A 16,709-nucleotide genomic window follows, 5' to 3' on the forward strand; every position below is an offset into this window, starting at 1 on the left:
GAAGTCTGGGAGGATAGGACAGATGAAATTCCTGACAACAGCCGCAACCGCACTGGCGCTGACCGTGACCGCGACCGCTGGGATGGCGGCGTGTGACGACGGCGAGATCGTGGTGAAGTTTGCGCATGTGACCAACACCGACAAGCACCCCAAGGGGATTGCCGCATCGTTGCTGGAGCAGCGCGTCAATGACGAGATGAACGGCGTTATGTGCATGGAGGTGTTCCCGAACTCGACCCTCTATAATGACGACAAGGTGCTGGAGGCGATGCTGCAGGGCGACGTCCAACTGGCCGCGCCTTCGCTGTCGAAGTTTGAAAAGTTCACCAAGCAGTTCCGTCTGTTCGACCTGCCGTTCATGTTCAAGAACATTGATGCGGTGGACGCATTCCAAGCCTCGGCTGACGGTCAAGCGATGAAGGACAGCATGCAGCGCCGTGGCCTGCAGGGGCTGGCATTTTGGCACAACGGCATGAAGCAAATGTCGGCGAACAAACCTTTGGTTGATCCTTCCGATGCGGATGGTCTGAAGTTCCGTGTTCAGTCTTCGGACGTGCTGGTGGCGCAGATGGAAGCCATTGGTGGCAGCCCGCAGAAAATGGCGTTCTCGGAAGTCTATGGCGCGTTGCAGCAGGGCGTTGTGGACGGGCAGGAGAACACCTGGTCGAACATCTACGGCAAGAAGTTCTTCGAAGTGCAGGACGGTATTACCGAGACCAACCACGGCATCATCGACTACTTGGTTGTGACTTCGGTTGACTGGCTGGACAGCTTGGACCCCGAAGTGCGCGATCAGTTCCTGACGATCCTGAGTGAAGTCACCGAGACGCGGAACAAAGAAGCCTTTGCCGTGAACGAAGCGGCCAAGCAGTCGGTGATCGACGCCGGCGGCACCATTCGTGAGCTGAACGCCGACCAGCGTCAGGCTTGGGTCGATGCGATGAAGCCTGTCTGGGACAAGTTCGCTGGCGATGTGGGTCAGGACAAGATCGACGCTGCACAGGCGATCAACGCCGGATTTTAATCCGAGCAGTCCGCGCGCCGGGGGACTGGGGAGTTATCGACGCGCGGGCCGGGCGGGCTGAAACAGGCCCGCCCCAATTATTCTCATCACACAAGATGCGGGGACAATGAGATGTCTGGTGCGAAACCCGGCTCTGGCGGGCTGATCGACCATATCGAAGAGACGATGATCGCGCTGTTGTTGGGGGTGATGACCGTCGTCACCTTCGCCAACGTCATCGCGCGGTTCGTCTTTAATTCTAACATCCTGTGGGCGCTGGAACTGACAGTGTTCACCTTTGGCTGGTTGGTGCTGTTGGGGGCGTCCTATGCAGTGAAGAAACACGCGCATCTGGGCGTGGATGCGATCCTGAACATGCTGGCCCCGGCGCCGCGACGCATCCTGGCGCTAATTGCGGTGGCGTGCTGTCTGGTCTTCTCGTTGCTGCTGCTGAAGGGGTCCTATGACTATTGGGCCGTCTTCGCGGATCTGCCGCCGACCTCAGGCCGGTGGTTCCCGACCGGGTTCGATACCGGTGCGCGCAGCCAGAGCTTTTACGAGGTTGACGACATCCCAATGGTCGCGCCGCTGCGGTTTTTGGAAGACATGATCAACTATGGCGAGGGCTATGAAAAGCTGCCCAAGGTGATCCCGTATCTGGTGTTGCCGGTGTCGATGATCCTGCTGGTGATCCGCTTTTCTCAGGTTGCAGTACAAATCTGGCGCGGCGAAACCGACCGCCTTGTCGCCAGCCACGAAGTCGAGGACGAGATCGAAGAAGTCCGCGCACAACAAGGGGTGCATGACTGATGGACGTCGTTCTTCTTTTCTCAATGGTCATTGGCCTGCTGCTGATCGGTGTTCCGATTGCGGTGGCGCTTGGCCTCAGCTCGACTCTGTTCCTGCTGATCTATTCCGACAGCTCGCTGGCCTCGGTGGCAGGCACCCTGTTCGAGGCATTCGAGGGCCACTTTACCCTGCTGGCGATCCCGTTCTTTATCCTCGCCTCGTCATTCATGACGACGGGCGGTGTGGCGCGTCGGATCATTCGGTTCTCGATTGCTTGCGTCGGCCACCTGCCGGGCGGTCTGGCGATTGCGGGCGTGTTTGCCTGTATGCTGTTTGCCGCTTTGTCGGGATCATCTCCGGCGACCGTTGTGGCCATCGGTTCCATCGTGATCGCAGGGATGCGTCAGGTGGGGTATTCCAAGGAATTCGCCGCCGGTGTGATCTGTAACGCCGGTACGCTTGGCATCCTGATCCCGCCCTCTATCGTGATGGTGGTCTATGCTGCCGCCGTTGAGGTCTCGGTCGGGCGCATGTTCCTGGCCGGCGTTATTCCGGGCCTGATGGCGGGTCTGATGCTGATGATCACCATCTATGTCATGGCCAAGGTCAAAAACCTGCCCAAGGGTGACTGGAAAGGATGGGGCGAGATCTTTGCCTCGGCGCGCGAGGCCGGATGGGGCCTTTTCCTGATCGTCATCATTCTGGGTGGTATTTATGGCGGTATCTTTACACCGACCGAAGCCGCGGCCGTGGCCGCCGTCTATGCCTTCCTGATTGCCAGCTTTGTCTACAAGGACATGGGCCCGCTCAGCACGGAAGAAGGGCAACCCAATCTGCCGCTGATCAAAAAGCCCTATGCGCTGGTGACGGCCTTTTTCCACCCCGATACCAAGCATACGCTGTTCGAGGCAGGCAAGCTGACCGTCACGCTGCTGTTCGTGATCGCCAACGCGCTGATCCTGAAACATGTGCTGACCGACGAGCAGGTGCCGCAACACATCGCCAGTGCCATGCTGTCGGCGGGTCTGGGACCTGTGACCTTCTTGATCGTGGTGAACGTGATCCTGCTGATCGGCGGTCAGTTCATGGAGCCTTCGGGCCTGCTGGTCATCGTGGCACCTCTGGTGTTCCCGATTGCGATTGAACTGGGCATCGACCCGATCCATCTGGGCATCATCATGGTGGTCAACATGGAGATTGGGATGATTACACCTCCGGTCGGGCTGAACCTGTTCGTGACCTCGGGCGTGGCCGGAATGCCGATGATGAGCGTCGTGAAGGCGGCGCTGCCCTTCCTGGCGGTTCTGTTCGCCTTCCTGATCATGGTCACGTATATCCCATGGATATCGACCTTCTTGCCCAACACTTTCATGGGGCCAGAGATCATAACGAACTAGCTGTGAACCACGTGAAAGCCGGGCCCCAGAGGCCCGGCTTTTTCCTTTGCGCCCCTCTTGACGAATTGTGGGTCATGCCCATCTGGAGGGCAGAGGACGACCTCACCACTTTGGTTGATCATTCGGGACGACCCGAACGGATATGAGGTGCCTCTATGCCCTGGATTTTTCTGCTATTCGCCGGTTTGTTGGAAATCGTCTGGGCCGTTGCGATGAAGCAATCGGTTGGCTTCACCCGGCTTTGGCCGACCGCCCTGATGGGCGTGTCGATGATCGGGTCTTTTGGCTTGCTGGCGCTGGCTATGCGGGATTTGCCACTCGGCACGGCCTATACGATCTGGACCGGGGTCGGTGCGGTTGGAGCGTTCATGATCGGCGTCATGTTTCTAGGCGAGGCCCTGACAGCCCCGCGCTTGATTGCAGCGGCCCTGATTGTGGCCGGTTTGGTAACTATGAAACTGGCGTGACGCTCAGGCGTTTTGCAGCGCGTCGATGATGCCCGCGAAATCCTGCGCTTTCAGGCTGGCCCCGCCGACTAATGCCCCGTCCACGTTGGACACGGCAAAGATGTCTGCGGCATTGCCGGGTTTGACCGACCCGCCATAAAGTAGCCTGACCGAGCGGCCCACGCCCTCGCCAAAGCGACGTTCCAGACGGGTGCGGATAAAGTCGTGGACCTCTCCGATTTCGTCGAGGGTGGGGACCTTGCCCGTGCCGATGGCCCAGATGGGTTCATAGGCTACGATCAAGTTCTCACCGGTTGACTGATCAGGGATCGAGCCCGACATCTGACCACCGATGATATCCAGCGTGTTGGCTGCTTCGCGCTGTTCCAGGCTTTCACCGACACAGATGATGGCTTTCAACCCAGCGTCCATGGTAGCACGGGCCTTAGCACGGATGTCTTCATTTTGCTCGCCGTGATCCTCGCGCCGTTCAGAGTGGCCCAGAATGACAGCAGACGCCCCGGCATCCAGCAGCATTCCGGCGCTGATATCTCCGGTATGGGCGCCAAAGGAGTTTGCATGGCAATCCTGACCGCCAACCTGAATATCTGTGGCCTGCACGGTGCTGGCCGCGCGGTACAGCAAGGTTGCGGGCGGGCAGATCAGCACATCGACCGTGGGGGACGGATACATGCGGGCGAGGGTGCTCAACTCCTCTAGCTCAGCCGACATCCCATTCATTTTCCAGTTACCAGCCGCCAGCTTGCGCCGCATCGCACACACTCCCACAAGAATTGTTGTTTGTGTTTCGGATAACACCCGCCGGGGATCGTGACAATTCCGGTTGCAGACGATCGCAGAAATCGACAGAACTCGCGCGAGCGAATGAGGCAGAGATGATCGACACACTGGATCTTGCGAAATTGGACGCCCGTGATGTGGCGGAACTGGCCAGATTGCGGCGCGCCGTTAGCGACGTTGGGTTTCTGCGCGTCTCCAACACTGGATTAGACAAGGCGAGGATCGAAGCCGTCCTGGCCGCTTACAAAGCGTTTTTCCACCTGCCCGAGGCGCAAAAAAGCCGCGTCGACATGGCAAAGACCGGGGCAAATCGAGGCTGGGGTGCGCCGCAATCCGAACAAGTCGATCCCGATGCAAACCCGGACTACAAAGAGGTGTTCGATTGCGGTTTCGATCTGCCCGAGGACAGTGCCTATGCCGACCGGGGCCTGAGCGTTTACGCCCCTAACCAATGGCCCGACGCGCCGTCTGGTTTTCAGCACATGATTCAAGGCTACTATGGTGACGCTTGTGCCGTTGCGATGCGTATCTTGCGTGCGATTGCCGTTGCTTTGGGCCGCGACGCGGGCAGCTTTGATGCGGCGTTTGACACGCCGATGGCTTTGCTGCGCGGCAACTTCTACCCTCAACGTCCCGTTTGGGCGGGCGCGCGTGATTTCGGGATCGGCGCGCATACGGATTATGGCTGCCTGACCTTGCTGGCGACCGACGGCACTCCGGGGCTTGAGGCGCAATTGCCGGATGGAAGTTGGGCCGAGGTCCAAGCCGACCCCGGCACCTTCGTGATCAACTTCGGGGAAATGCTGGAGTTCTGGACCGCAGGGCAGGTCAAGGCGACCATGCACAGGGTCGTCGGAGGAGCGGATGAACGGATTTCAGTGCCGCTGTTTTTTAACCCGTCCTATGACACCAGCGTTGCGCCGCCTGAGTCGGACCAAGTGATTTCAGCCGGAGAACACCTGACCCGGCGGTTCAACGAGACGTACGTCCACCTGAAAACGGCGTCCTAATTCTGCGCTGACAGGGTTTCGTCGAACTTGATCGATTCGCCGCAGCCGCAGGCATCGACCACGTTCGGGTTGCGGAATTTGAAACCGGATTCCAGTAACGAGACTTCATAGTCGATTTCGGTCCCGAACAGGAACATTTGCGCCATTGGGGCGATCATCACCCGTGCGCCATCCTGTTCGACCACCTCATCATTGGTGTCGGCCTCATCCACGTAATCCATGGTGTATTCCATGCCTGCGCAGCCACCTTTCTTGACGCCAATGCGCAGTCCCGCGTGCCCACCCGATTCCATCAGGCGTACAATCTGGGCCGCAGCCTTTGGGGTCATGGTCACGGCCTGTTTGCCGGGAATGCCAAACATTTTCGTCTCCGTCGTCGCGCGTTGTCTATAACTTAGTCCTCTGGTGGGGCAGTCTCAAGACATAGCAGACGTGCTTACCTAAGTTTTCCACTTAGGTAGGCACACATGCAACCTACGCTTGCCTAACGCCGCGCCTTCGTCCTAGCCTTGTGTGCAGTTGAGCAGTGAACATTGCAGGTAGGGCAACAGGATGAATTTTTCACTAAAACTTAACGGACTAAAAGCGGTACCGTTAATTGCCCTCGCGGCGTTTGCTGGTGGTGCTGCGGCGCAAACCGATGAAAAGCGGCATCCGGTGAATTGCGCCACCGCGCCAGGGGATTTGCGCGCCATCGCGGCTGAGAAAAAACACGCTCAAGATCAACAGGTTGAAAGCGTTGTTTCAATCCTTCCAGCCGGTGCGCTGCTTGGCCTTATCACCGGGACTGAGAAGAAACATCTGTCGATGTTGTCCGGTGATTACGTCAATGCGCTGGACGCGCGGGCGGAAGAAATTAAATCCACCTGCGGTATCAAATAAAAAACCGCCCCGGTGATTGAGGGCGGTTTAGTCATCGACAGCTGGTTTGCTTACATGAAGCCTAGTTCCAGACGGGCCTCGTCGGACATCATCTCCATGCCCCAGGGCGGTTCCCATGTCAGTTCTACGTCCACCTCCTTGACGCCGGCCACCGGTTCGACAGCTTCGACAATCCAACCCGGCATTTCGCCCGCGACAGGGCAGCCTGGCGCGGTCAGGGTCATGATGACCTTAACGGCGTTTTCGGGCGTGATGTCGATGGTGTAGATCAGGCCCAGATCATAAATATTGACCGGAATCTCAGGGTCATAGACGGAACGGCACGCCTCGACCACCGCTTCATACAGGGGGTGCTCAATCGTGGAAGGCGCAATCAACGGGGTGCCTTCGAACTGTTCACTCGGGTGGGTCATTCGTGCCTCGGGTCTGTTTCCTGAGCTTTTATATAGGGAAAGCCACGGGCAGCGTCCAGTGGTGCCGTGGCGCCATGATCGGGCGCCGAGCGATTCATTCGTTGATATCGTGCCGGAAGGTCTTCACCTGACCATGTGGCAGGGCGAACATGCGCCGCAACACCAGCCACGCTGCCAGTGACAAAGCTGCAAAGATCAGCAGCAAAACCGGCAGGGACGGGGCAACACCGGGGATGACCAGCAACAGCCCAGTGATCGCCGCGCCAATTGCGAAGCCCAGAAAGATGAATCCCGGCAGCACAATCTCGAGGATGCCGAGGGCCAAAGCCCCTGCCAACCATATCCACCATGTCAACCAGAACGGATCTGCCATTACTTGCCTCCCTTCAACATCTTAAAGGCATCGCCAAACGCTTCGAGTGCATTTGCAGGTACCACGATGGTTTGCGAGCCATTACCTGCGCCAAGTGCGTTCAGGGCCTCGACCTGTTTCAATGCGACCTGATACTGAGCGGCCTCGATACCATTGTCCTGAATGGCCTTGGCGACCACACCGGTTGCGTACGCTTCGGCCTCGGCCTCAATACGGCGGGCTTTGGCAGTTTGTTCAGCCGCGTAAAGCTCGGCATCGGCGTTCAGTTCGACGGCGCGTTTCTGACCCTCGGCCTCAGTCACCTGCGCGCGACGGGCGCGTTCGGCGTTCAGCTGCTGCAACATTGCGTCGCGGGTGGCCTGATCCAGGTTAACGTCCAGAATTTCGGCCCGAGTCACCTCGATACCCCAGTCATCCACGGCGGTTTCCACGCTTTCCTGAATACGGGTAATCAGCTGCGCACGGTTCGACTGTACCTCATCCAGGTCCATTTTGCCGATCTCGGCGCGGACGATACCGGCCACGGTGGTGGCAATCGCGCCATCTACGTCACGGATACGATAGACCGTCTTTTCCGGTTCAAGAATGCGGTAAAAGACCGAGGTGTCGATCTGCACCAGCACGTTGTCTTTAGTGATCGCGTCCTGAGTCGCGTTGGGCAACTGACGCTCCAGAATGGATATTTTGTGGCGCGCAACGTCCAGAAACGGAACGATAAAGTTGATCCCCGGCCCAAGGACCGAATGCAGGCGCCCGAACCGTTCAATCACGAACTTCTCGGATTGAGGCACAATCTTTATGCCCTTGAAAATGACGACGACGATCAGCGCCGCGCCCAGCAGGAAAATGATGTTGGATGAAATCAATCCAATAATCTGTTCTTCCATATAACTGTCCTCTCGGTATTGTGTACTATAGTATACATTTGGGGATTGACTCGCCCAATTTCAACTCAGCTATCCCGAGAAGGGGCGCGGAATCAAATCATTGAATAAGCTGATAAGGGGGGCGGAGGCCTGTCTGTGACCACTTTGCATCCCTTGCCGATTGCGCTATCGGGCAGACATGAAACTGATTATAGACACTGACCCAGGCATTGATGACGCAATGGCCATCGCCTATGCGGCTGCCGCCCCCGAGATTGAGCTTATTGGTCTGACCACGGTTTTCGGCAACACCCATGTGCATCAATCCAGCCGGAACGCTCGGTTTTTGTTGGATAAACTGGGCATAAACGCCCCGGTCGCAGAAGGCGCACCCGTGGCGCAGGGGGCGGACACACATGCGCCGTCTGAGCATGTTCATGGGCCTGAGGGGTTTGGAGATGTCACCGACATCCCTCAGATCGGGAGCAATCACAGCCTGTCCGCTGCCGAATACCTGGTTGAAATGGCCCGCGTGCATAAGGGCGAACTGGTGGTCTGCGCCGTCGGTCCCTTAACTAATATCGCCGCTGCTCTGCGTCTGGACCCGGAATTTGCCCAGAACATCGCCCGCTTGGTCATCATGGGCGGCGCTGTTTATTGCCCTGGTAACATTACCCCGCATGCCGAGGCGAATATCTACCATGACCCTCTTGCCGCCGATGAGGTTTTTGCCAACCCTCCTACGACGGTGGTTGTTGGCTTGGATGTGACGCTCAGGACCCTCTACGAAGGGGCCGATTTTGACGGCCTCGCGGAACAATCCGCAGATATGGGTGGGTTCCTGCGCGATATCTCGAAGTTTTATCTGAAGTTCTACAAGGATGTTGGTGGGCTTGAGGGTTGCGGGCTGCACGATTCGACAGCTGTGATCGCCTGTACCCATGCGGACATGTTCACAATGGTGGAAACCGGGTTGCAGGTTGTTGCGGACGGCCCCGAGATTGGCCTGACCCGCCCCGATCCATCGCGTCCCGTCGTGCACGTGTGCTGCGATGTCGACGGGGCAGGGGTGGTCGATCTCTTCACCCAACGGGTCGCTTCATTGCCCTGACGGGTTGCAAAGGGCGGGCAGATCAGGCAAATCCTGCCCGGTTCAGCGACCCCGAGGCCCCCTATGACCGAACGTTTTTCTCTTGACCTGAAAGCCACCGACGGAAAGGCGAGAGCCGGCGTGATCCGCACACCGCGCGGCGAGGTTCGGACGCCCGCTTTTATGCCTGTCGGAACGGCTGCGACGGTCAAGGCGATGATGCCCGAAAGCGTGCGCGCAACCGGGGCCGATATCCTGTTGGGCAACACCTACCACCTGATGCTGCGCCCCACGGCCGAGCGGATTGACCGTCTGGGTGGGTTGCACAAATTCATGAACTGGGAACGCCCGATCCTGACGGACTCGGGTGGGTTTCAGGTTATGTCCTTGGCCGGGCTGCGAAAACTGACCGAAAAGGGCGTGACCTTCAAATCGCATATCGACGGTTCCAAGCATGAGCTGACGCCAGAGCGGTCAATGGAAATCCAGCGCCTGCTGGGTTCGGATATCGTTATGTGTTTCGACGAATGCCCGGCCTTACCTGCGGACCGGGACCGGATTGCTGAATCGATGCGACTGTCGATGCGATGGGCGCACAGGTCGCGTGATGCGTTCGGCGACCGTCCGGGCCACGCTTTGTTTGGCATTCAGCAAGGTGGACTAGAACAGGATTTCCGCGAAGAATCCGCCGAAGCCTTAAAAGAGATCGGGTTCGAAGGCTATGCGGTCGGCGGATTGGCCGTCGGCGAAGGCCAAGAGGCCATGTTCAGCGTTCTGGATTTCGCGCCTGATATGCTGCCCACCGACAAGCCACGCTATCTGATGGGAGTGGGCAAGCCCGACGACATCGTTGGCGCCGTTGCGCGTGGCATCGACATGATGGATTGTGTTTTGCCTTCGCGTTCAGGGCGCACAGGGCAGGTTTTCACCCGCTATGGCGTGGTCAACATAAAAAACGCCCGCCATGCGGATGACCCGCGCCCGCTGGATGAGCAGTGTACGTGTCCAGCCTGTTCCAACTACTCCCGCGCCTATTTGCACCATGTATTCCGCGCGAACGAGATGATCTCGGGGATGCTGCTGACCTGGCACAACCTGCACTATTTTCAGGAAATCATGCAGGGTATGCGCGGCGCGATTGCGGCGGGAACCTTTGAGGCATGGCAAAATCAATTCCATGCCCAACGCGCACAAGGGGATATCGAGCCGATTTGATGTTGTAATCCTAACGCCCAAAAAAACGAAACCGTCGACGGGGTTTGGCTTCGAAGTCATAACCACAGCTTTCAAAGAATGCGCGAACTTCTGGTGTAAGCAGTCCTTTTCCTGAAGCTTGTTGCGGGAGTCCAAAGCCGCATCCGTAGTTGATTTCAACTATAACTGGTCCTGTGTCGGTTATCGCAATATCGGTTGACTGGTATCTTATTGGTGCGAAGAGGCGAGCGGCGCGCGCGTTAATTTCTTTCAGCTCATTCCAATAAGGTAAGCTGAGACCTTTTAAACCAACTTGTTTTGGGTGATCTTCAAGGTATCGAATTTCCTGATCATCTCGTTGCGCAACTGTCGTGAGTCTTCCGGTGTCTACATCGACAGCACATGCGATGTTTCCGTCGCGCCAGAAAGCGTCTGCAATATTTGACCCCTGAGCCAACGCCATTGCTGCCATGGGCACATAAACGCCCTCGTCGCTCACTAAATTAACCATTCTGACCGTGGCCAGAGCAGACGCGAATGGGGCAATACGCGAGTGGTTTCTCAATTGACGTTGAATTAGATAGCTATTTTCGCCGACTACGCGATCCAGGAAGTCTTCGTAGGATACTTCGCCAATGCCACTGCAAACCAAAGAATGGTTTGTTGCTGACTGAATGCGGAAAACACCAAATCCAACCATGCCGCCAATGACTTTTCCAAACAATCCTGCGTCCGCGTGCTCAATGCACAGCGCTCTTAGCGCATCTGGTGTGTTGACCTTATTAATTCCGGGAAACACTCTTTGAGACTTGTCAATCACACCCAAGTTCTCTGGGACAGGAAGGCCACCAGCGGTGAGTAGTGTGCAGGCGAGGGCTTTATCTTCTGTCGTCGCGTTCCAAGTGTGATCGTTGCAAGTGTTGGCGATGGGCCAGTGGATTTTGTTCCCGATGAACTGTAAACGCTCTTCGTCAGAATAATTTCCCTCGTAGTGAAACCCATGCAAAAGGTATTCGGTCAAATTCAGTTTAGTGATCGAGCGCGCGAGACGTGAAAAGTCTTTTTGGATTTGCAGAATGGAGCGCCCGGACTTATGAGATGCGTAGATTAGTTGGTCTTGGTACTTTTTTTCGCGGATTTCCTCATATGCAGCCTGATCCTTTGCCGCTGCGTTTTGAAGTGTCTGTTCTGTCACGAGTAACCTCTACAGTTAGAAATTCTTCTTTTCAGTATAGGTTCGAAACGGTTTAACACGGGAGTATAGATTTCCCTCTTTGGATTTGCGGGGCACGGGTGGTGCAATTTGGTACCTTGCGCTTCCTTCTGTACGGGTTCATCTTAAGATCACACAAATACTGTGGTTGAAAAAGTGAGATTTCAAACCCATTTTTTCACCTACACAGGAGATGGCCGAGTGTTGCCTGACACAGGGACCGGAGCCGTCTTGCCAACGATAAGGATAGAGCATGCAAGAGCCTCTGAATTCCTCGTACCCCGTACTGCCGTTGCGCGATATTGTGGTGTTTCCACATATGATCGTGCCGCTGTTCGTGGGACGGGAAAAATCCGTCCGCGCGCTGGAAGAAGTGATGCAGGACGACAAGCAGATTCTGCTGTCCAGCCAGATTGATCCGGGTGAGGACGATCCCGCAATCGACGGGATTTACCGGTCGGGCGTACTGGCAAATGTGCTGCAACTGCTGAAACTGCCCGATGGCACTGTAAAAGTGCTGGTCGAAGGTCAGGCGCGCGTGCAGATCACCGATTTTCTGGAAAATGACGATTTTTTCGAGGCCCGCGCTGAATATCTGACCGAAATTCCGGGCGACGTGACGACGACCGAGGCGCTGCTGCGCACCGTCGCAGATGAGTTCGAGCGTTACGCCAAAGTCCGCAAGAACATCCCCGAAGAAGCGCTGACCGCCGTTGGTGAAACCACCGAACCTGCCAAGCTGGCCGACCTGGTTTCGGGCCATCTTGGCATCGAGGTTGAGCAAAAGCAGGAACTGCTTGAGACGCTCTCGGTTAGTGAGCGGCTCGAAAAGGTCTATGGCCTCATGCAGGGCGAGATGTCGGTTCTGCAGGTCGAGAAAAAGATCAAGACCCGCGTCAAATCCCAGATGGAGAAGACGCAGCGCGAGTACTACCTGAATGAGCAAATGAAGGCCATTCAGAAGGAACTTGGCGATGGCGAGGACGGCGGCAACGAAGTTGCTGAACTGGAAGAGAAAATCGCCGAGACCAAGCTGTCGAAAGAAGCGCGCGAAAAGGCCGAGGGTGAGCTGAAGAAGCTCAAGAATATGTCACCCATGTCGGCCGAGGCCACCGTTGTGCGCAACTATCTGGACTGGATTCTGTCGCTGCCGTGGGGCACCAAATCCCGCGTCAAAAAGGATCTGGGCCGTGCCCAGGACATTTTGGATGCCGATCACTATGGGCTTGAGAAGGTCAAGGAACGGATCGTCGAGTATCTGGCGGTTCAACAGCGCTCGAAAAAGCTGAAAGGCCCGATCCTGTGCCTTGTCGGCCCTCCGGGTGTGGGTAAAACCTCGCTGGGTAAGTCGGTTGCCAAAGCCACGGGGCGCGAGTTCATTCGCATCTCGCTGGGCGGTGTGCGTGATGAATCCGAGATCCGCGGCCACCGTCGGACCTATATCGGTTCGATGCCCGGCAAGATCATCCAGTCGCTGAAAAAGGCAAAAACCACGAACCCGCTGATTTTGCTCGATGAGATCGACAAGATGGGGCAGGATTTCCGTGGCGACCCGGCTTCGGCCATGCTTGAAGTGCTGGACCCTGAACAGAACAGTACGTTCATGGACCACTACTTGGAGGTCGAATATGACCTGTCCAACGTGATGTTCCTGACCACGTCGAACAGCTATAATATGCCCGGGCCTCTGCTGGATCGGATGGAGATCATCCCGCTGGCTGGCTATACCGAGGAAGAGAAATCCGAGATCGCCAAGCAGCACCTGATCGGCAAGCAGGTTAAAAACCATGGCCTCAAGGCCAAGGAATTTGAGCTGACCGATGATGCGCTGCAATCCATCATCCGCACCTATACCCGGGAAGCGGGCGTGCGGAACTTGGAACGAGAGATCGCCAAGGTTGCCCGGAAATCGCTGACCAAGATCATCAAGAAAGAGGCCGAGTCGGTCACGGTGACGCCCGACAATCTGGATGATTTCCTGGGCGTGCCCAAATACCGCTATGGTCTGGCCGAACAGGACGATCAGGTCGGTGTTGTGACTGGTCTGGCTTATACCTCGGTCGGGGGCGATCTGCTGCATATCGAAGCGCTGAAACTGCCCGGCAAGGGGCGGATGAAGACCACCGGTAAGCTGGGCGATGTGATGAAGGAATCCATCGACGCGGCATCGTCCTATGTGCGGTCAATCTCGCCTCAGATCGGGGTGAAGCCGACGAAATTCGACACGCTGGACATTCACGTCCACGTTCCGGATGGCGCAACGCCCAAGGATGGCCCCTCGGCCGGTCTGGCGATGGTGACTTCGATCGTGTCGGTGCTGACCGGCATTCCGGTTCGCAAGGATATCGCCATGACGGGCGAAGTTTCGCTACGCGGCAACGCGATGCCGATCGGTGGGCTCAAGGAAAAACTGCTGGCGGCCCTGCGTGGTGGCATCAAGACTGTCCTGATCCCCGAGGAAAATGAAAAGGATCTGGCCGACATCCCGGATAACGTGAAGGAAGGGCTGGAGATCATCCCGGTCACGCATGTGTCCGAAGTTCTGAAGCAGGCGCTGATTAGCGAGCCTGAACCCATCGAATGGGACGAAGCAGCCGAGGAGGCCGCAGCCGCGGCTGCGAAAGCCGCGGAAAGTTCGGCAGCGTCTGCCAGAACGCACTGAGTTCGGATTGAATGATCAAAATGGGCGGGGTTTCAACCTCGCCTTTTTAATGCGACTATCCAAAGAATTGGGACGCAAGGAACCACCAAGTTTTAGGGGAAAATGGTGGGTGATAAGAGATTTGAACTCCTGACATCTTCGATATGTAATCGCCTATCAAGACCTAGTAGTTAGGGAAGCCCATACCCAATAACATCAAAGGGTTATGTCTGTCACAACTTGACCCTCCATACATCCAATACTAGATGTTGTGGTACATAAACCCACACAGGACAATTTGCCTTCCTTGAGATGAGTCAAAAGGAAAAAGGTCAGCGAAACCAAAACTCAACACCTCTTTTTTTGTGGAAAGCCGACACTGACTAGCGGACGTTTGGTTGCGAAGATGGTTGATGAAGATCAGCCTGAAACTGGTGTCCGCACACTTCTATCGTGATCTTCAACAAAGTTAGTTGGTAAGCCTTCAACATTTAGGACAGTCTCGCCCTCTCAACGACATGCACGCTAGTCGGGTGTACACAGCAATTGTGGTCTGATTGGCGTTGCTCGAGTAACGGCTATGGCATTCAGTTTTCCAGACGTTTGGTGCCTGAAAAAGTGTGTGTTCGGATATTGAGCCTATAAAGGAGGAAGTTTCCCTAAATCTTTCCTCTCTTTTTGAAACCGCCCAATACGGAAAATGTATGCGCAAAACAAACAACGACGTAACACGTCTACTTCGACACACATTCAACAAAGCCCGGTTTGCTTCGTTAGATCGGTCTACGGTAACCGAAGCATCGAAGAACTTTGTATCCGAGTTGATAAACCGAACTATTGCTTACGAAGCACAATACCACCCCCGAAAACGTGCCAGACGACAGAACGACTTGGACAACTTCAAATTGGCAGTTGGAGCGTTGGCTGCCGATCTAATCAAGCACAGCGCGAATGAGGCCGCCAAAGGCTACATGTATCGACCATCCGACAAAGACGAACTTGCACAGACCTTGGTGAGTAGTGATGCCTTTATCAAGCTTCGAACCTACTGGATGGGAATGGGGCTGATGGAAGAAACTGGCTTTGTGCATTTCCGAGCTTCGATTGACGACAGTGACCAAAACACAACGTACAAAAAAGCGCGGAGGTTCAGAGCCACACCAGCTCTGTTGGAACTGGCCCAGAGCTACCAACTCACAGCGGCCAACGTCACCGAGCACTTTGAACGCTGTCACAGTCACGCCAGTGTCTTGCAGGTACGCAGTACCAAAGACGGCGACTACAATTTCCCAAAAGGTGGCAAGCTCATCAAGCAGAGTGGCCCCAGATTTCAGGAGCGCAGAACCGAAGTAGAGACCCTGAACAGGTATCTCGCCCGTCACAAGTTTAACCTATCAGATCAACCAATGTTGCGACGTATCTTCAATTGCGGTGACCGGAAAGGGTTCGACTTCAATCTCGGGGGCCGTTTCTATTGTGCCTCTGACGACGATTGGATGCAGATGCCGAAGGAAAAACGGAAAGCCATTATGATTGATGGTGAACCAACGTGTGAAATTGATGTTTCTTCCAGTCAGCTATCCATTCTGTACGCAATCCAAGGTGAGACCCTCGCCTATGATCCCGATCCTTATCAGATCGACGGGATATCGAGAGAGGTCACAAAACGGATCATTGTCGCCTCTATCGGGCGGGGGAAACCCCCATCCCGCTGGCCGAGGTCTTTCAACGACGACTTCATTTCCGAACATGGCTACCACCCTAGGGATCGGTACAAGCTGAAGGACGTGGTTTCGTCGATCTTGGCCCGACACCCGGTTTTGTCCAGTCTCGAACCCGAAAAACTGGATTGGGCTATTTTGCAGTTTGAAGAAGCAGAGTGTTTTCTAAAAGCAATGCAGTGCCTCTATGAGTTGCAAGACATACCGTCCCTTCCGGTTCATGACAGTCTGATCGTGAAGCAACGGGATCATGAATTGGCGTCAACTGTGCTGAAGGATGAGTATAAAGAACGGTTGGGCTTCATCCCTCAAGTGAAGATGACCTTGGACAGTGGTTTTGCCATGGCCGCCTAAGGGCTATTTGAGGCTACCTTATGTAGTCCACTAGGTAAGGTACTTTATTGGGAGGGGGTACTATCCCCCTTATTGCAAGTCATCCGACACGTTGTCCTATAAGAAGTATCTTAGGCATTACTCTGAAGCGTAAGGACAGAAATGCTGTCACTGAGAACTTCGGGTTGCCTGAGCGTGTCTGGGACCTGAGCCCATCGGAATGACTAAAAAGCGGACGAAACTGACATCGCTTCAGCCGAACAAGCGTTCTCCGCCTAAGTGCTCTAGACTAATCGTTCGATATATGGCGCAATTCTGATGCTCAAGAACTTCGGTCTTTGGTGACACTGACTGACATACATCTTTGAAACTGCTAAGCGGTGTGACAACGTTTTGCTATACTGCAAAACTGTGTGCTACTTTGCAGGCTTCAACCATGAATTTTATTAGGAGAAGACATGCTAACTAAACTTCTTGTTTCTGCATTTTTCTTGATTATGCCTGCGTTCAGTTTTGCTCAAACAGCTGAGCGCAGCG

The 16,709-nt window shown here is 55.6% G+C and carries 16 protein-coding genes; 10 read left to right on the plus strand and 6 right to left on the minus strand.

The features are described 5' to 3' along the window. Positions 1-22 precede the first annotated feature (22 nt). The 4 genes from ACR0DB_RS21855 (at position 23) to ACR0DB_RS21870 (ending at position 3,656) form a co-directional block, all read left to right on the plus strand. Positions 23-1,024 (plus strand): DctP family TRAP transporter solute-binding subunit, encoded by a 1,002-nt coding sequence (locus tag ACR0DB_RS21855; RefSeq protein WP_170769618.1) that lies wholly within the window; start codon positions 23-25, stop codon positions 1,022-1,024. Positions 1,025-1,135: 111 nt separating this feature from the next. Continuing rightward, a complete protein-coding gene (locus ACR0DB_RS21860) occupies positions 1,136-1,813 on the plus strand; it encodes a TRAP transporter small permease (RefSeq protein ID WP_170769619.1) in 678 nt (225 codons plus the stop codon). Next, positions 1,813-3,189 carry a TRAP transporter large permease gene (locus tag ACR0DB_RS21865; RefSeq protein WP_480552961.1) on the plus strand — a complete coding sequence of 459 codons (1,377 nt, stop codon included), beginning with the start codon at positions 1,813-1,815 and terminating at the stop codon, positions 3,187-3,189. The genes ACR0DB_RS21860 and ACR0DB_RS21865 overlap by 1 nt, the downstream gene beginning before the upstream one ends. A 155-nt stretch (positions 3,190-3,344) precedes the next feature. Further along, entirely contained in the window at positions 3,345-3,656 is a 312-nt protein-coding gene (locus tag ACR0DB_RS21870; protein WP_480552962.1) for a DMT family transporter, read from the plus strand. Between the two features lie 3 nt (positions 3,657-3,659). On the opposite strand, the gene tpiA is transcribed toward ACR0DB_RS21870, so the two are convergent. Then, positions 3,660-4,409, minus strand: a complete 750-nt coding sequence (tpiA, locus tag ACR0DB_RS21875) for a triose-phosphate isomerase (protein ID WP_480552964.1) — start codon at positions 4,407-4,409, stop codon at positions 3,660-3,662. A 122-nt stretch (positions 4,410-4,531) separates the two neighbouring features. On the opposite strand from tpiA, the gene ACR0DB_RS21880 reads away from it, so the two are divergent. Next, a complete protein-coding gene (locus tag ACR0DB_RS21880) occupies positions 4,532-5,446 on the plus strand; it encodes an isopenicillin N synthase family dioxygenase (protein ID WP_480552965.1) in 915 nt (304 codons plus the stop codon). Here ACR0DB_RS21880 and ACR0DB_RS21885 read toward each other — a convergent pair. Then, entirely contained in the window at positions 5,443-5,808 is a 366-nt protein-coding gene (locus ACR0DB_RS21885) for a HesB/IscA family protein (RefSeq protein WP_170786598.1), read from the minus strand. The genes ACR0DB_RS21880 and ACR0DB_RS21885 overlap by 4 nt on opposite strands. Positions 5,809-5,998: 190 nt before the next feature. Between ACR0DB_RS21885 and ACR0DB_RS21890 the strand changes: the two genes are divergently transcribed. Beyond that, the gene (locus ACR0DB_RS21890) at positions 5,999-6,328 is read left to right on the plus strand and encodes a hypothetical protein (protein WP_480552967.1); all 330 of its coding nucleotides are present in this window, start codon (positions 5,999-6,001) and stop codon (positions 6,326-6,328) included. A 50-nt stretch (positions 6,329-6,378) separates the two neighbouring features. Here ACR0DB_RS21890 and ACR0DB_RS21895 read toward each other — a convergent pair whose 3' ends face one another. The 3 genes from ACR0DB_RS21895 to ACR0DB_RS21905 form a co-directional block, all read right to left on the minus strand. Further along, positions 6,379-6,741, minus strand: a complete 363-nt coding sequence (locus tag ACR0DB_RS21895) for an SUF system Fe-S cluster assembly protein (protein ID WP_170769625.1) — start codon at positions 6,739-6,741, stop codon at positions 6,379-6,381. A 94-nt stretch (positions 6,742-6,835) separates the two neighbouring features. Continuing rightward, complete coding sequence (locus ACR0DB_RS21900) at positions 6,836-7,114, minus strand: NfeD family protein (protein WP_480552969.1); 279 nt, start codon at positions 7,112-7,114, stop codon at positions 6,836-6,838. Further along, positions 7,114-8,001 carry an SPFH domain-containing protein gene (locus tag ACR0DB_RS21905; protein WP_480552971.1) on the minus strand — a complete coding sequence of 296 codons (888 nt, stop codon included), beginning with the start codon at positions 7,999-8,001 and terminating at the stop codon, positions 7,114-7,116. Before ACR0DB_RS21905 ends, ACR0DB_RS21900 begins: the two co-directional genes overlap by 1 nt. Positions 8,002-8,179: 178 nt before the next feature. On the opposite strand from ACR0DB_RS21905, the gene ACR0DB_RS21910 reads away from it, so the two are divergent. Together ACR0DB_RS21910 and tgt are read left to right on the plus strand one after the other, a co-directional pair. Further along, positions 8,180-9,091, plus strand: a complete 912-nt coding sequence (locus tag ACR0DB_RS21910; protein WP_480504394.1) for a nucleoside hydrolase — start codon at positions 8,180-8,182, stop codon at positions 9,089-9,091. Positions 9,092-9,154: 63 nt separating this feature from the next. Further along, on the plus strand, positions 9,155-10,285 hold the full coding sequence (tgt, locus tag ACR0DB_RS21915; RefSeq protein ID WP_480552973.1) for a tRNA guanosine(34) transglycosylase Tgt: 1,131 nt from the start codon (positions 9,155-9,157) through the stop codon (positions 10,283-10,285). Positions 10,286-10,295: 10 nt separating this feature from the next. Here tgt and ACR0DB_RS21920 read toward each other — a convergent pair whose 3' ends face one another. Next, a complete protein-coding gene (locus tag ACR0DB_RS21920; protein ID WP_480552975.1) occupies positions 10,296-11,459 on the minus strand; it encodes a sugar-transfer associated ATP-grasp domain-containing protein in 1,164 nt (387 codons plus the stop codon). A 271-nt stretch (positions 11,460-11,730) separates the two neighbouring features. On the opposite strand from ACR0DB_RS21920, the gene lon reads away from it, so the two are divergent. Next, entirely contained in the window at positions 11,731-14,139 is a 2,409-nt protein-coding gene (lon, locus tag ACR0DB_RS21925; RefSeq protein WP_170786606.1) for an endopeptidase La, read from the plus strand. Between the two features lie 869 nt (positions 14,140-15,008). Continuing rightward, positions 15,009-16,193, plus strand: a complete 1,185-nt coding sequence (locus ACR0DB_RS21930; RefSeq protein ID WP_170791743.1) for a hypothetical protein — start codon at positions 15,009-15,011, stop codon at positions 16,191-16,193. Positions 16,194-16,709 lie beyond the last annotated feature (516 nt).

The organism is Ruegeria sp. AB6, assembly GCF_056542685.1.

Bases quoted from the DNA above. Each gene is read 5' to 3' on its own strand.
- ACR0DB_RS21855 (WP_170769618.1), top strand. From the start codon at position 23: ATGAAATTCCTGACAACAGCCGCAACCGCACTGGCGCTGACCGTGACC.
- ACR0DB_RS21860 (WP_170769619.1), top strand. From the start codon at position 1,136: ATGTCTGGTGCGAAACCCGGCTCTGGCGGGCTGATCGACCATATCGAA.
- ACR0DB_RS21865 (WP_480552961.1), top strand. From the start codon at position 1,813: ATGGACGTCGTTCTTCTTTTCTCAATGGTCATTGGCCTGCTGCTGATC.
- ACR0DB_RS21870 (WP_480552962.1), top strand. From the start codon at position 3,345: ATGCCCTGGATTTTTCTGCTATTCGCCGGTTTGTTGGAAATCGTCTGG.
- tpiA (WP_480552964.1), bottom strand. From the start codon at position 4,409: ATGCGGCGCAAGCTGGCGGCTGGTAACTGGAAAATGAATGGGATGTCG.
- ACR0DB_RS21880 (WP_480552965.1), top strand. From the start codon at position 4,532: ATGATCGACACACTGGATCTTGCGAAATTGGACGCCCGTGATGTGGCG.
- ACR0DB_RS21885 (WP_170786598.1), bottom strand. From the start codon at position 5,808: ATGTTTGGCATTCCCGGCAAACAGGCCGTGACCATGACCCCAAAGGCT.
- ACR0DB_RS21890 (WP_480552967.1), top strand. From the start codon at position 5,999: ATGAATTTTTCACTAAAACTTAACGGACTAAAAGCGGTACCGTTAATT.
- ACR0DB_RS21895 (WP_170769625.1), bottom strand. From the start codon at position 6,741: ATGACCCACCCGAGTGAACAGTTCGAAGGCACCCCGTTGATTGCGCCT.
- ACR0DB_RS21900 (WP_480552969.1), bottom strand. From the start codon at position 7,114: ATGGCAGATCCGTTCTGGTTGACATGGTGGATATGGTTGGCAGGGGCT.
- ACR0DB_RS21905 (WP_480552971.1), bottom strand. From the start codon at position 8,001: ATGGAAGAACAGATTATTGGATTGATTTCATCCAACATCATTTTCCTG.
- ACR0DB_RS21910 (WP_480504394.1), top strand. From the start codon at position 8,180: ATGAAACTGATTATAGACACTGACCCAGGCATTGATGACGCAATGGCC.
- tgt (WP_480552973.1), top strand. From the start codon at position 9,155: ATGACCGAACGTTTTTCTCTTGACCTGAAAGCCACCGACGGAAAGGCG.
- lon (WP_170786606.1), top strand. From the start codon at position 11,731: ATGCAAGAGCCTCTGAATTCCTCGTACCCCGTACTGCCGTTGCGCGAT.